Raw genomic sequence first — 13,703 nt, forward strand, 5'->3', positions numbered from 1 at the left:
TTTTTAGGATAAGTGGGTTGCTGTTTTTATTTTATATAAATGATTGATTTCATGATTTTTTTCTTTACAAAATGGGTACAAGTTAGAAACAACTTAGAGACATAATCTTATTTCGTTTGAGCTAAAGTAAGAACAAAGATTGAACTTCTAAGGAGGATTTACTTATGAAAAATAAAAAATTACTTATAGCAACGATGGTATTTGGGATGGCAGTCACAGGATCAGCTGGTGTGTACGCGGGCACTAAACTTCAGAAAATTACGGCATACCTCAATCACAGCATTGGATTTAAGGTGAATGGCACAGCTTATACACCAGTAGATAATAAAGGAAACTCATTAGCGCCAATTACTTATAACGATACAACCTATCTTCCTGTACGTGCGATTGCTGATGTGATGAAGGTGCCTGTGACCTTTGATGCGGTGAATAATCAGGTTATTCTGGGTACTGGAACTGTGGTGCCGGATAAAGATACATTAACACCAGTACAGTACAGCAACGCTCAAAAAGAACAAATTTCTAAAGCTTTTGCAAATTTCGATGGGTTTAAAACGGTTTATGCACCAGCACAAATGGTGAGTGGTGACGCTTTTCAAAAAGCAGCTAGCTCTGAAGATGGAGTGTACTTATTGTTCAACCATATGAGGGTGAACGTTTCTCCACGTGACTACTCCTATGATTACAAAGGCGATACCGTAAAGCTTTCCAATGGTACAGAAGCCAAGTGGTATAGCCCCTCCAGTGATTCGTTGTTCTTGACCTATAAACTGGATGATCGTTTTGTTACGATTAGTTCCCCGAATAAAACACTGAGTAAGACGCAATTAGAAAAAGTAGCAGTGAATGTAGTGAAATGGACGAAATAAGCCCTCATTAGCACCTATCTTTGTGCCTTAAAAAGTAAAGCAGCAAGTCTCCCGTAGTTGGAGTGGCTTGCTGCTTTTTTTTGTCGTGTTTGGGAGTCAATGATTTAAACGCTTTTACTTACTGTGCTGTTTATTTGGCAGCTTTTGACTTGGTGTACTTTTACCATGGTTTTCTTTATTCTTTTCAGCTTTCTTTTGGGTGTCATGTACTTTTTCTACAAAAGCATGAGTATCGTCCATGTTTATCCTCCTTGAATGGCAACCTTGCCGTTACTGTAACCACTTTTGCAGGAATACATACACGATGTACTTTACAAACTTCTATGTTTATAAAGACATTGCGAAAATATTTAATAGTTACTATAAATGGATGCAAGCATTTCATAGAACAGTAAGGGAGACTGATTATGAACAGGTTATTTAAACAAGCTGTATCCATGACCTTAGCTTTCGTTATGGTACTGGGAATTACATTCACAGGAATACCAGCTTATGCTGAAGACAGCAATGGGGATGCTGGACTACTGCAATTACAATCGCTAGAGCCTGTTACATTATTGGCAGGGAATTCTACGTGGAAGTATCTAGATCACGGAACAGATCAAGGAACGGTATGGCGGTCCGTGTACGACGATTCAACATGGGCGTCTGGCCAAGCACCGCTTGGGTATAAAGATAATGGAACCGGAGTCAGCAGCAAGCAATTTGGTGCTCTGAACACAAATATAAGCTACGGTTCTAATAAGAGTTTGAAATATCGTACTTCTTACTTCCGTACAAACGTAACGGTGAATAAGGAAGAGATTGCGAAATCCGATAAAATCTTGGGTAATTTCGCATTTGATGACGGAGCAGTACTATATTTGAACGGTAAAGAAATCTACCGTGAGGCTATGCCAGCGGGCGAAATTAATTTTCAAACAAAAAGTTCAACTAACTTAAGTGATCCAAACGAATATACTAAGGTAGACCTTACCGAAGTAGTAAAGGCTAACTTGAAGGACGGAAGTAATGAGCTTTCAGCTGAGGTGCATCAGTCGAGTGATGGTAGCTCTGACCTCTATTGGGATATGAACCTGATTGCTTATCCGGTAGTAGAACCTGTAGAACCTGGTGTTGGTAAGCCTGAGTCCATCGCACTGACTTTTAACGGAAACCCTCAGACTAGTATGGGGTTCAACTGGTATGCACCTGAGAGTGTGACGGGTACCAAACTTGAAGTAGTAGAAGCTTCTAAATTAGTGGACGGTCAGTTCCCGGTAGGTGCTCAAACTTACGAAGGAACATCGGTTACAACAAGCGTGTATATGACAAAAGCGGATAAGTCAGCTAAAAAACCAGTTGTACTGACTAGCCATAAGGTCATTGCTGATCATTTGCAGCCGGGAACGGAGTATGCTTACCGTGCTGGGGATGGACAAGCTGACAATTGGAGTGACATCGGAACGTTTACAACAGAAAGCTCCAGTAATCAGGCATTTAAGTTCTTATATACAACGGACTCTCAAGGAACAACTGAAGGTGATTTTGATATTTGGAATCATACCCTTCAAGAGGGATTGGTTAAATTCCCGACAAGTGAATTCATTCTGAATTCCGGTGATTTGGTAGACAACGGTGATATTGAGGAGCAATGGGGATGGTTCTTCAATAAACCAAAGGATATTCTAGCAAATATTCCATTGGTTCCACTGGTAGGTAATCATGAAAGTAAGAGTTATAGCAATTACACAACTCATTTTAATTTACCTAATGTCTCGAATACGGGCGCAAAACCAGACGGCTCTGTATATTCTTTTGACTACGGTTCAGCACACTTTATGGTTATTAATACAGAATACTATGGTGCTAGTTCGAATCTTGAGAATAACGAAATTTACAATAAACAAGTAGAGTGGCTGCGCAGTGAAGCTGCGAAAAGCGATCAGAAGTGGAAAGTTGTGCTCTTGCATAAATCGCCTTATTCTGTTGCCAGTCACACAAATGATACAGATGTACTCTATTACAGAGCTAATTTGACAAAGGTATTTGATGAGCTTGGTATTGACATGGTTATCGGAGGACATGACCACACCTATACTAGAAGCTATCAAATGTACAACAATCAGCCGTTGACGGATATTAAGCCGGATAAAAACGGAGTGGTAACTGATCCTAAGGGTACGTTATACCTGATTACAAATGCAGCGGGTAATAAAAAATATAATGTTGGCGCAGGTCCGTTTCCTTTTGCCGCTAAATACGAGCAGCCTGGTAAGGAAATGTTCACAGGAATGACTGTAACGAATAATGAATTTTCATACGAAGCCTACACCACGACAACTGGTGGAACTACCGACTTGTATGATAAATACAGCATTCATAAATCTGACGTAGCTGTTAAACCTGTGCAAAATGCAAAAGCTACTGTAGCAGATGGCGGTAAAATCACGTTAACTTGGGATGCGCCTGCATCTGGCGCACCAGTGTCAGGATATCGCATTTATGAACAAAATGATCTGGTATCTGCAAACTGGACGGTCAGTGTTCCTAATACGGAAGGTCAAACTTCTTATAGTTACACTGTAGAAAATACTAATCCGAACCAAACCTATCAATTTGTTATCAAAGCTGTAAGTGACAGAACCAATTCAGAAGCTAAAATTGCTTCTACCGATTCTATCAAAAAAGTTACCGTTACCTTTAACGGCGACCCAGTGAGTGCAAAAGGATTCACATGGTACACAGCGTTGAAATCTGCAGGAAGCGACCTGCAGGTAGTAGAGAACACGGGTGTTACTCCAGACTTTATAAAAGCAGCTGAGTTTACAGGCCGTTCTGCTGTTTCCAGAAATTCAAAGGATGAATTAGTTCATAAAGCTGAAGCTTCTGGCCTTAAGGCTGATACGAAATACTACTTCCGTGTAGGTGATAAAGCACTAGGGTTGTGGAGTGCAGTGGGAACTTTCGAAACGGCTGCTAAGACAGGTGCATTTACTTTCATCGACCTGGCGGACACACAAGCTAAGACGGAAGATGAGGCTATTCTTTCTGGAGAAACGATGGCAAAAGCACTTACGACATTCCCGGATGCTGAGTTTGTGGCGATTAACGGAGATATCGTAGATACTGGAACCAATGAATCACAATGGAATTGGTTGCTTGGCCATTCACAGGAAACCTTGCTCAATACGACTATTGTTCCAGTTGCGGGAAACCATGAGGATAAAGCGAATGCCTTCTATGAGCACTACAATATTAAGGAAGCCGCAGGCTCACCAACAGAAACGGGAGCATACTATTCCTATGATTACAGCAATGCGCACTTTGTAGTCTTGAACACGAATGAAAATTCGGATGAATATGCTAACTTCAGCAAAGCACAGTTGGATTGGATGAAGGCCGATGTAAAAGCAGCGAAGGCTGCTGGGGCGAAGTGGATTATCGTCGCTATGCATAAAGGACCATACACAACCTCTAACCACGCTACTGACAAAGATATTATGGGTGCTAATGGAGAAAGAGCGAAGGTCGCTCCAATGATGGCTGAACTGGGCATTGACTTGGTTCTTCAAGGCCACGACCATATTTATGCACGGACGAAGCCAATCAAGGCTGACGGAACTGCAGCAGACACAGTGAAGATCAAGGAAAGCTTTAATGGTCAAACTGTGGAGTACACAGTAAACCCAGATGGAACGATCTATCTGATTCCAGCTACAGCAGGAGCAAAGGTTTACTACAAGAACATGAAACCTGAGTTGGGAGATGCGTATTATAATCTCTTTGAAGTAGCCAATGAGAATACAGCTGCTAAATACGGAGCGGACCCAAGTGATGCTACGCGTCCAATGCGCGGTCAAGTTCAGACCTTTGTGGGTATCACTGTAGATGCAGGGAAGCTGACAGCTGTATCTTATGAGATTGATCAGAATGTTAATGAGGCTAAACCATATGTTCTTGAAGAGTTCGGTATTGTTAAGGGCGATGAGAATGGTGGAGTTACACCGACACCAACGCCAACAACAGCACCAACAACAGCACCGACAACAGCACCAACAACAGCACCATCAACAGCGCCATCAACAACGACACCAACAACAAAACCGACAGCAACACCAACAGTAGCGCCAACAGCTACACCAGCACCGACAACGGCACCTTCACCAACTGCAACGCCAGTTAACAAGCCAACTTTAACGGATACTAGCAATCACTGGGCAGCAGCAGTTATTGAGAAAGCAGTAGCAGCTGGCTTCGTTAGCGGGTATCCGGATGATACTTTCCGTCCGAATCAGAAAGTAAATCGGGTTGAATTTATCACAATGCTGGCACGTGCATTACAATTGCCGGACAGTGGTGACACATCAAGCTTTAAAGATGCTGCGAAGATTCCAGCATGGGCTAAGTCTTTTGTAGCACAGGCTGTATCTCTGCAAATTATCAGTGGCTATGATGATGGGACATTCCGTCCTACACAGGAGCTAACACGTACAGAGTTAGCAGTTATGGTTGTTCGTGCTCTTGGTATTACAGTAGATCCGAAAGCGACATTAACCTTCAATGATGCTAAGGATGTACCAGCATGGGCTGTGCCGTATATTGTAGCAGCAGCGAAATCAGGCCTTGTGAATGGTGTAGGGCAGAATAAATTTGCACCTAACCAGAAGGCAACAAGAGCAGAGGCTGTTACCATAATCCTTGCATTATTAGAAAAAGGGCAGAAATAATCTATTAACAGGGTGAAAAGAACTTAAGCTCAGTAAGTATTGAACAAAGGGGTCTCAGCATATCGGCTGGGGCTCTTTTGTGTTTCAATAACTTTTTACAAATAACACTTGCAATGAATCTCTATACATGATATATTCTAAGTCCGGCCAAGAAATACACATGCCGAGCTCGAAAAAGAAGTTAAAAAAAGAGCTTGACATTAAATAGCCGAACATGATATAGTATAAGAGTTGCTGCTGAGACATTAAACGGCGCCAACGAGAACTTGATCTTTGAAAACTGAACAACGAGTGAGTAGGAAATCACGAAAGTGAAATCCAAAATTAGAGAATTAATTTTCTCGTCAGATGTTTCAAAATGAGCATATCGCTCTTTTCAATACTAATTGGAGAGTTTGATCCTGGCTCAGGACGAACGCTGGCGGCGTGCCTAATACATGCAAGTCGAGCGGAGTTATTTTGAAAGCTTGCTTTCAAAATAACTTAGCGGCGGACGGGTGAGTAACACGTAGGCAACCTGCCCCTTAGACTGGGATAACTACCGGAAACGGTAGCTAATACCGGATAATTTCTTTCTTCTCCTGAAGAAAGAATGAAAGACGGAGCAATCTGTCACTGAGGGATGGGCCTGCGGCGCATTAGCTAGTTGGTGGGGTAACGGCCCACCAAGGCGACGATGCGTAGCCGACCTGAGAGGGTGAACGGCCACACTGGGACTGAGACACGGCCCAGACTCCTACGGGAGGCAGCAGTAGGGAATCTTCCGCAATGGACGAAAGTCTGACGGAGCAACGCCGCGTGAGTGATGAAGGTTTTCGGATCGTAAAGCTCTGTTGCCAGGGAAGAACGTCCGGTAGAGTAACTGCTATCGGAGTGACGGTACCTGAGAAGAAAGCCCCGGCTAACTACGTGCCAGCAGCCGCGGTAATACGTAGGGGGCAAGCGTTGTCCGGAATTATTGGGCGTAAAGCGCGCGCAGGCGGTCATTTAAGTCTGGTGTTTAAACCTTGGGCTCAACCTGAGGTCGCACTGGAAACTGGGTGACTTGAGTACAGAAGAGGAAAGTGGAATTCCACGTGTAGCGGTGAAATGCGTAGATATGTGGAGGAACACCAGTGGCGAAGGCGACTTTCTGGGCTGTAACTGACGCTGAGGCGCGAAAGCGTGGGGAGCAAACAGGATTAGATACCCTGGTAGTCCACGCCGTAAACGATGAGTGCTAGGTGTTAGGGGTTTCGATACCCTTGGTGCCGAAGTTAACACAGTAAGCACTCCGCCTGGGGAGTACGGTCGCAAGACTGAAACTCAAAGGAATTGACGGGGACCCGCACAAGCAGTGGAGTATGTGGTTTAATTCGAAGCAACGCGAAGAACCTTACCAGGTCTTGACATCCCTCTGAATCCACTAGAGATAGTGGCGGCCTTCGGGACAGAGGAGACAGGTGGTGCATGGTTGTCGTCAGCTCGTGTCGTGAGATGTTGGGTTAAGTCCCGCAACGAGCGCAACCCTTAACTTTAGTTGCCAGCAAGTAATGTTGGGCACTCTAGAGTGACTGCCGGTGACAAACCGGAGGAAGGTGGGGATGACGTCAAATCATCATGCCCCTTATGACCTGGGCTACACACGTACTACAATGGCCGGTACAACGGGAAGCGAAGCCGCGAGGTGAAGCCAATCCCATCAAAGCCGGTCTCAGTTCGGATTGCAGGCTGCAACTCGCCTGCATGAAGTCGGAATTGCTAGTAATCGCGGATCAGCATGCCGCGGTGAATACGTTCCCGGGTCTTGTACACACCGCCCGTCACACCACGAGAGTTTACAACACCCGAAGTCGGTGGGGTAACCCGCAAGGGAGCCAGCCGCCGAAGGTGGGGTAGATGATTGGGGTGAAGTCGTAACAAGGTAGCCGTATCGGAAGGTGCGGCTGGATCACCTCCTTTCTATGGAGAATCGTCTTCTGCAATGAAGACATTCAAATCGGAAGTTAAACTTCCAAATCTCAGGTTTAGGCCTGTTACTCACTCGTTGCTCAGTTTTGAGAGTTTAAGCTCTCAAGTAAGACTTGATCCTTGAAAACTGGATACCGAAACGAATTTGCGTTTTAGAACATCTTTTAGCTATAACTTGTGTAAACAAGTATGTTAGTTATTAGCTGGAAGCGAAGATTTTCGATTGTGTAAACAAGCGAAACATCAGAGCGAAGGTTAAGCTAATAAGAGCACACGGAGGATGCCTAGGCGCCAGGAGCCGACGAAGGACGTGGCGAACAACGAAACTGCCTCGGGGAGCTGTAAGCAAGCTTTGATCCGGGGGTGTCCGAATGGGGAAACCCAGCTGTGGTAATTCGCAGTTACTCATCTCTGAACACATAGGAGATGTAGAGGCAGACCAGGGGAACTGAAACATCTAAGTACCCTGAGGAAGAGAAAACAATAGTGATTCCGTCAGTAGCGGCGAGCGAACGCGGAACAGCCTAAACCTAAGAGCTTGCTCTTAGGGGTTGTGGGACGTCTCACATGGAGTTACAAAGGAATATGGTAGGCGAAGAGGTCTGGAAAGGCCCGCGATAGAGGTAAAAGCCCTGTAGCCTAAACTGTGTTCTCTCCGAGACGGATCCCGAGTAGTGCGGGGCACGTGAAACCCCGTATGAATCCAGCAGGACCATCTGCTAAGGCTAAATACTACCTGGCGACCGATAGTGAAACAGTACCGTGAGGGAAAGGTGAAAAGCACCCCGGAAGGGGAGTGAAATAGAACCTGAAACCGTGTGCTTACAAAAAGTCAGAGCCCTATTAATGGGTGATGGCGTGCCTTTTGTAGAATGAACCGGCGAGTTACGTTTAACATGCAAGGTTAAGTCGAGAAGACGGAGCCGCAGCGAAAGCGAGTCTGAATAGGGCGATTTAGTATGTGGACGTAGACCCGAAACCGTGTGATCTACCCCTGTCCAGGGTGAAGGTGCGGTAACACGCACTGGAGGCCCGAACCCACGCATGTTGAAAAATGCGGGGATGAGGTGGGGGTAGCGGAGAAATTCCAATCGAACTCGGAGATAGCTGGTTCTCCCCGAAATAGCTTTAGGGCTAGCCTCGGTATAAGAGTAGTGGAGGTAGAGCACTGATTGGGTGCGGGGTCCGCAAGGATTACCAAGCTCAGTCAAACTCCGAATGCCATATACTTATTGCCGGGAGTCAGACAGTGAGTGCTAAGATCCATTGTCAAAAGGGAAACAGCCCAGACCATCAGCTAAGGTCCCCAAGTGTGTGTTAAGTGGGAAAGGATGTGGAGTTGCACAGACAACCAGGATGTTGGCTTAGAAGCAGCCACCATTGAAAGAGTGCGTAATAGCTCACTGGTCGAGTGACTCTGCGCCGAAAATGTAACGGGGCTAAACACACCACCGAAGCTATGGCTAGATACGTATGTATCTGGGGTAGGGGAGCGTTGTATGTGGGTTGAAGGTGTACCGTAAGGAGCGCTGGACAGCATACAAGTGAGAATGCCGGTATGAGTAACGAAAAGATCAGTGAGAATCTGATCCGCCGAAAGCCCAAGGTTTCCTGAGGAAGGCTCGTCCGCTCAGGGTAAGTCGGGACCTAAGGCGAGGCCGAAAGGCGTAGTCGAAGGACAACAGTTTGAAATTACTGTACCACCGTAATCCGCTATGAGCGATGGGGTGACGCAGGAGGGTAGTGACGCGGACTGATGGATATGTCCGTCTAAGCAGTGAGGCTGATGTGTAGGCAAATCCGCACATCGTTAAGGCTGGGCTGTGATGGGGAGCGAAAATTACAGTAGCGAAGGTCATGATCTCACACTGCCAAGAAAAGCCTCTAGCCAGGAGAAGGTGCCCGTACCGCAAACCGACACAGGTAGGCGAGAAGAGAATTCTAAGGCGCGCGGAAGAACTCTCGTTAAGGAACTCGGCAAAATGACCCCGTAACTTCGGGAGAAGGGGTGCCCCGGTAGTGTGAATAGCACGAGGGGGCCGCAGTGAAAAGGCCCAAGCGACTGTTTAGCAAAAACACAGGTCTGTGCGAAGCCGCAAGGCGAAGTATACGGGCTGACGCCTGCCCGGTGCTGGAAGGTTAAGGGGAGTGGTTAGGAGCAATCCGAAGCTATGAACCGAAGCCCCAGTAAACGGCGGCCGTAACTATAACGGTCCTAAGGTAGCGAAATTCCTTGTCAGGTAAATTCTGACCCGCACGAATGGCGTAACGACTTGGGCGCTGTCTCAACGAGAGATCCGGTGAAATTTTAATACCTGTGAAGATGCAGGTTACCCGCGACAAGACGGAAAGACCCCATGGAGCTTTACTGCAGCTTGATATTGAATTTGGGTACGATCTGTACAGGATAGGTGGGAGCCGTAGAAATCGGAGCGCAAGCTTCGGTGGAGGCGCCGTTGGGATACCACCCTGATCGTATCTAGGTTCTAACCTAGTACCGTAATCCGGTACGGGGACCGTGTCAGGCGGGCAGTTTGACTGGGGCGGTCGCCTCCTAAAGAGTAACGGAGGCGTTCCAAGGTTCCCTCAGAATGGTTGGAAATCATTCGAAGAGTGCAAAGGCATAAGGGAGCTTGACTGCGAGACCTACAAGTCGAGCAGGGACGAAAGTCGGACTTAGTGATCCGGTGGTACCGCATGGAAGGGCCATCGCTCAACGGATAAAAGCTACCCTGGGGATAACAGGCTTATCTCCCCCAAGAGTCCACATCGACGGGGAGGTTTGGCACCTCGATGTCGGCTCATCGCATCCTGGGGCTGAAGTAGGTCCCAAGGGTTGGGCTGTTCGCCCATTAAAGCGGTACGCGAGCTGGGTTCAGAACGTCGTGAGACAGTTCGGTCCCTATCTGTCGTGGGCGCAGGAAATTTGAGAGGAGCTGTCCTTAGTACGAGAGGACCGGGATGGACGTACCGCTGGTGCATCAGTTGTTCCGCCAGGAGCATGGCTGAGTAGCTACGTACGGACGGGATAAGCGCTGAAAGCATCTAAGCGTGAAGCCCCCCTCAAGATGAGATTTCCCAATTAGTAAGACCCCTTGAAGACGACGAGGTAGATAGGTTGGAGGTGGAAGTGCAGTAATGCATGGAGCTGACCAATACTAATCGGTCGAGGGCTTATCCTATATTTAAGACGCAAATTCGATTCGGATTCAGTTTTCAGGCGACTCAAGCCTGAGCATTTACGATGTAAATGCCCGTTTGGTGGCGATAGCGGAGGGGTTCCACACGTACCCATCCCGAACACGACCGTTAAGCCCTCCAGCGCCGATGGTACTTGGACCGAAGGGTCCTGGGAGAGTAGGACGCCGCCAAGCGGACAACCACATTACCCGTGGTATTTTTTTTGCCCTTAATATTTAAATGTCTTAAAAGGGCCTTTAGCTCAGCTGGTTAGAGCGCACCCCTGATAAGGGTGAGGTCGGTGGTTCGAGTCCACTAAGGCCCACCATATTCCCTGATAGCTCAGTTGGTAGAGCACTCGACTGTTAATCGAGTTGTCACAGGTTCGAGTCCTGTTCGGGGAGCCATTTATGGAGAGGTGTCCGAGTTTGGCCGAAGGAGCACGATTGGAAATCGTGTAGGCGCCACAAGCGTCTCGAGGGTTCGAATCCCTCTCTCTCCGCCACAAATTTTATTAGCATGGCCCGTTGGTCAAGGGGTTAAGACACCTCCCTTTCACGGAGGTAACATGGGTTCGAATCCCATACGGGTCATAACATGGAGGCTTAGCTCAGCTGGGAGAGCATCTGCCTTACAAGCAGAGGGTCGGGGGTTCGATCCCCTCAGCCTCCACCATATTCATTTAAGAACGACGCGGGGTGGAGCAGCCCGGTAGCTCGTCGGGCTCATAACCCGAAGGCCGCAGGTTCAAATCCTGCCCCCGCAACCAAATTTTCCTTAAGCATGATGTTTTGGGACTAGCTGGCGAAGTGTAAATGAATAGTATATAATTATTAAATGACGCGGGGTGGAGCAGCCCGGTAGCTCGTCGGGCTCATAACCCGAAGGCCGCAGGTTCAAATCCTGCCCCCGCAACCAATTTTCACTTATGCATTATGTCTTTGGAACCGTGGTGTAGTTGGCCTAACATGCCTGCCTGTCACGCAGGAGATCGCGAGTTCGAATCTCGTCGGTTCCGCCATTTAGTTAATTATTGTTGGGGATTAGCCAAGCGGTAAGGCAACGGACTTTGACTCCGTCATGCATAGGTTCAAATCCTATATCCCCAGCCACTTCACCCCAAAAAGTGAAGTTACTCTCTGAAGGTGAATCCGAATACTTTTCGGGGACCCCATCTTGCGAGCCATTAGCTCAGTTGGTAGAGCACCTGACTTTTAATCAGGGTGTCGAAGGTTCGAGTCCTTCATGGCTCACCATTATTTTTAAAGTGTGCGCGTGTGGCGGAATGGCAGACGCACCAGACTTAGGATCTGGCGTTTCACGACGTGGGGGTTCAAGTCCCTTCACGCGCACCATATTTTGCGGAAGTGGCTCAGCGGTAGAGCATCGCCTTGCCAAGGCGAGGGTCGCGGGTTCGATTCCCGTCTTCCGCTCCATAATTTTTGCGCCCTTAGCTCAGCTGGATAGAGCGTTTGACTACGAATCAAAAGGCCGGGAGTTCGAATCTCTCAGGGCGCGCCATTTTTATTACGAAGTAATTACATGTTTTGACGGGATGTAGCTCAGCTTGGTAGAGCACCTGGTTTGGGACCAGGGGGTCGCATGTTCAAATCGTGTCATCCCGATTTTATACCTTTGCGGGTGTAGTTCAATGGTAGAACTTCAGCCTTCCAAGCTGATAGCGTGGGTTCGATTCCCATCACCCGCTTATAATTAAGAAACACCTATCTATTATAGATAGGTGTTTTTTTGTATAGTTACATTCGAATGGATACAATAGAACATAGGATTTTAGTTGAGGGGGATGTAGCTATGTTTGAATTCGAAGCTAAATTAGTGCGGCCTGATGCAAGCGGGAGCTGGACTTATCTTAACGTCCCTTTTGATGCCGAACAAATATTTGAAACAAAGTCCAGAATACAGGTAAAAGGAAGTGTAAATGGAATCCCCTATAGAGGAACGCTTATGCCCCATGGAAACGGAAAGCATTTTATGGTGGTAAAGAAAGAACTAAGGGATCTAGCCAAAGCTCAACCTGGTGATATTGTGCGTATGACGATGGAGCAAGATCATCAATTACGGGAGGTAGAAGCCCCAGAGGATTTCCTTGATGCGCTGAGTAGGCATGAGCAGGCAGAAGCTTATTTTAACGGTCTAGCTTATTCTTATCAGAAGGAATATGTGTCTTGGATCGAAGCAGCGAAAAAACCTGAAACCAGAGCATCTCGTATCAATAAATCAGTCAGTAAACTGGGTGAAGGCTTAAGGCTTAAATAAGAGTATGAAGAAGTGCTTAGCAGGCTGAATAGATGAACAGCGTCCTCTTCCATAAGATTGGAAAGGGACGCTGTTAATGTTGGTGATATGTGCGAGTTGGCTTAAATAAGAACGGCTACCTCACCACAATTCACAAACTTAATACTTTCGATTTTTACTGATAACTCACCTGAAGGTATAGCAAGCTGACATGTACTGCCGATCTGAGCTAACAGCAACTGCATGCCAATAGGCGAGAACATTGAAATCTTGTTATCATTGGGTTCTGCCTGGTTTGGAAATACGATGGTGTAGGTATCTGTAGTATTGTCGTCTAAGTAGCGTAGCTGAAGCTGACTTCCAATCAATACGAGTGAATTCAATTCTTCACCATTAAAACGGGAAAGTAATTGTTCCAGCTCGGAGCAATAACGGGACAACAGCGTTTCAGCATTACTTCTTTGTTTGCTTCGTTCCGGGAAATACTGATTTAGAAATGCGATTTTTTCCTCATCAAAATAAATAAGCTGCTGGACCAATTGTGTCCTTGAGCCTTCATAAATTAGACTATGGTTCATAGTAGATTTCACCCCCTCTAAGTAGCACATTCTTTGCAAATTTGTTATGACGCGTTGCCATAGTACAATCCCTCCTATACAAATAGAGGTCCCCCAGAGGGAACCTTCTGATCAGTATAACAGCTTCTATATGTAAATCCAATCCATTTTGCAAAGGCAAT

The 13,703-nt window shown here is 46.6% G+C and carries 5 protein-coding genes, 15 tRNA genes and 3 rRNA genes; 21 read left to right on the forward strand and 2 right to left on the reverse strand.

Going from position 1 to position 13,703, the window contains the following annotated elements; all coding sequences use genetic code 11:
* Positions 1 to 164: 164 nt before the first annotated feature.
* Positions 165 to 869: a hypothetical protein gene (locus MHB64_RS04030; protein WP_094874617.1), complete on the forward strand. Its 705-nt coding sequence runs from the start codon at positions 165 to 167 to the stop codon at positions 867 to 869.
* Between the two features lie 114 nt (positions 870 to 983).
* Here the strand turns inward: MHB64_RS04030 and MHB64_RS04035 are convergent, their stop codons facing one another.
* Positions 984 to 1,109: a DUF4023 domain-containing protein gene (locus tag MHB64_RS04035; protein WP_052404154.1), complete on the reverse strand. Its 126-nt coding sequence runs from the start codon at positions 1,107 to 1,109 to the stop codon at positions 984 to 986.
* Between the two features lie 167 nt (positions 1,110 to 1,276).
* Between MHB64_RS04035 and MHB64_RS04040 the strand changes: the two genes are divergently transcribed.
* The 20 genes from MHB64_RS04040 (at position 1,277) to MHB64_RS04135 (ending at position 12,985) form a co-directional block, all read left to right on the forward strand.
* Positions 1,277 to 5,578: an S-layer homology domain-containing protein gene (locus MHB64_RS04040; protein WP_341133782.1), complete on the forward strand. Its 4,302-nt coding sequence runs from the start codon at positions 1,277 to 1,279 to the stop codon at positions 5,576 to 5,578.
* Between the two features lie 383 nt (positions 5,579 to 5,961).
* Positions 5,962 to 7,519, forward strand: a 16S ribosomal RNA gene (locus MHB64_RS04045).
* A gap of 262 nt (positions 7,520 to 7,781) precedes the next feature.
* Positions 7,782 to 10,710 (forward strand): 23S ribosomal RNA (locus MHB64_RS04050).
* 75 nt (positions 10,711 to 10,785) lie between these two features.
* A 5S ribosomal RNA gene (rrf, locus tag MHB64_RS04055) occupies positions 10,786 to 10,902 on the forward strand.
* The 16S, 23S and 5S rRNA genes sit together here with 15 tRNA genes alongside, the layout of an rRNA operon.
* Positions 10,903 to 10,959: 57 nt before the next feature.
* Positions 10,960 to 11,036 (forward strand) — tRNA-Ile (locus tag MHB64_RS04060).
* Between the two features lie 3 nt (positions 11,037 to 11,039).
* A tRNA-Asn gene (locus tag MHB64_RS04065) sits at positions 11,040 to 11,115 on the forward strand.
* Positions 11,116 to 11,120: 5 nt separating this feature from the next.
* Positions 11,121 to 11,213 (forward strand) — tRNA-Ser (locus MHB64_RS04070).
* A gap of 16 nt (positions 11,214 to 11,229) precedes the next feature.
* Positions 11,230 to 11,301: transfer RNA gene (locus tag MHB64_RS04075), tRNA-Glu, on the forward strand.
* 6 nt (positions 11,302 to 11,307) lie between these two features.
* Positions 11,308 to 11,383 (forward strand) — tRNA-Val (locus tag MHB64_RS04080).
* 17 nt (positions 11,384 to 11,400) lie between these two features.
* Positions 11,401 to 11,477: transfer RNA gene (locus tag MHB64_RS04085), tRNA-Met, on the forward strand.
* Between the two features lie 72 nt (positions 11,478 to 11,549).
* Positions 11,550 to 11,626, forward strand: a tRNA-Met gene (locus tag MHB64_RS04090).
* A gap of 25 nt (positions 11,627 to 11,651) precedes the next feature.
* A tRNA-Asp gene (locus MHB64_RS04095) sits at positions 11,652 to 11,729 on the forward strand.
* Positions 11,730 to 11,745: 16 nt separating this feature from the next.
* Positions 11,746 to 11,820 (forward strand) — tRNA-Gln (locus MHB64_RS04100).
* 68 nt (positions 11,821 to 11,888) lie between these two features.
* A tRNA-Lys gene (locus MHB64_RS04105) sits at positions 11,889 to 11,964 on the forward strand.
* Positions 11,965 to 11,979: 15 nt separating this feature from the next.
* Positions 11,980 to 12,063, forward strand: a tRNA-Leu gene (locus MHB64_RS04110).
* 6 nt (positions 12,064 to 12,069) lie between these two features.
* Positions 12,070 to 12,144, forward strand: a tRNA-Gly gene (locus tag MHB64_RS04115).
* A gap of 8 nt (positions 12,145 to 12,152) precedes the next feature.
* A tRNA-Arg gene (locus tag MHB64_RS04120) sits at positions 12,153 to 12,229 on the forward strand.
* 30 nt (positions 12,230 to 12,259) lie between these two features.
* Positions 12,260 to 12,333, forward strand: a tRNA-Pro gene (locus MHB64_RS04125).
* Positions 12,334 to 12,345: 12 nt separating this feature from the next.
* A tRNA-Gly gene (locus tag MHB64_RS04130) sits at positions 12,346 to 12,416 on the forward strand.
* A gap of 104 nt (positions 12,417 to 12,520) precedes the next feature.
* Positions 12,521 to 12,985, forward strand: coding sequence for a YdeI/OmpD-associated family protein (locus MHB64_RS04135; RefSeq protein WP_280787711.1), 465 nt, complete (start codon positions 12,521 to 12,523; stop codon positions 12,983 to 12,985).
* A gap of 101 nt (positions 12,986 to 13,086) precedes the next feature.
* Here the strand turns inward: MHB64_RS04135 and MHB64_RS04140 are convergent, their stop codons facing one another.
* A complete protein-coding gene (locus MHB64_RS04140; protein ID WP_060625163.1) occupies positions 13,087 to 13,542 on the reverse strand; it encodes a GreA/GreB family elongation factor in 456 nt (151 codons plus the stop codon).
* Positions 13,543 to 13,703 lie beyond the last annotated feature (161 nt).

It is taken from the genome of Paenibacillus sp. FSL K6-2859, from assembly GCF_038008265.1.
GTDB classification, from domain to species: domain Bacteria; phylum Bacillota; class Bacilli; order Paenibacillales; family Paenibacillaceae; genus Paenibacillus_AQ; species Paenibacillus_AQ nitricinens.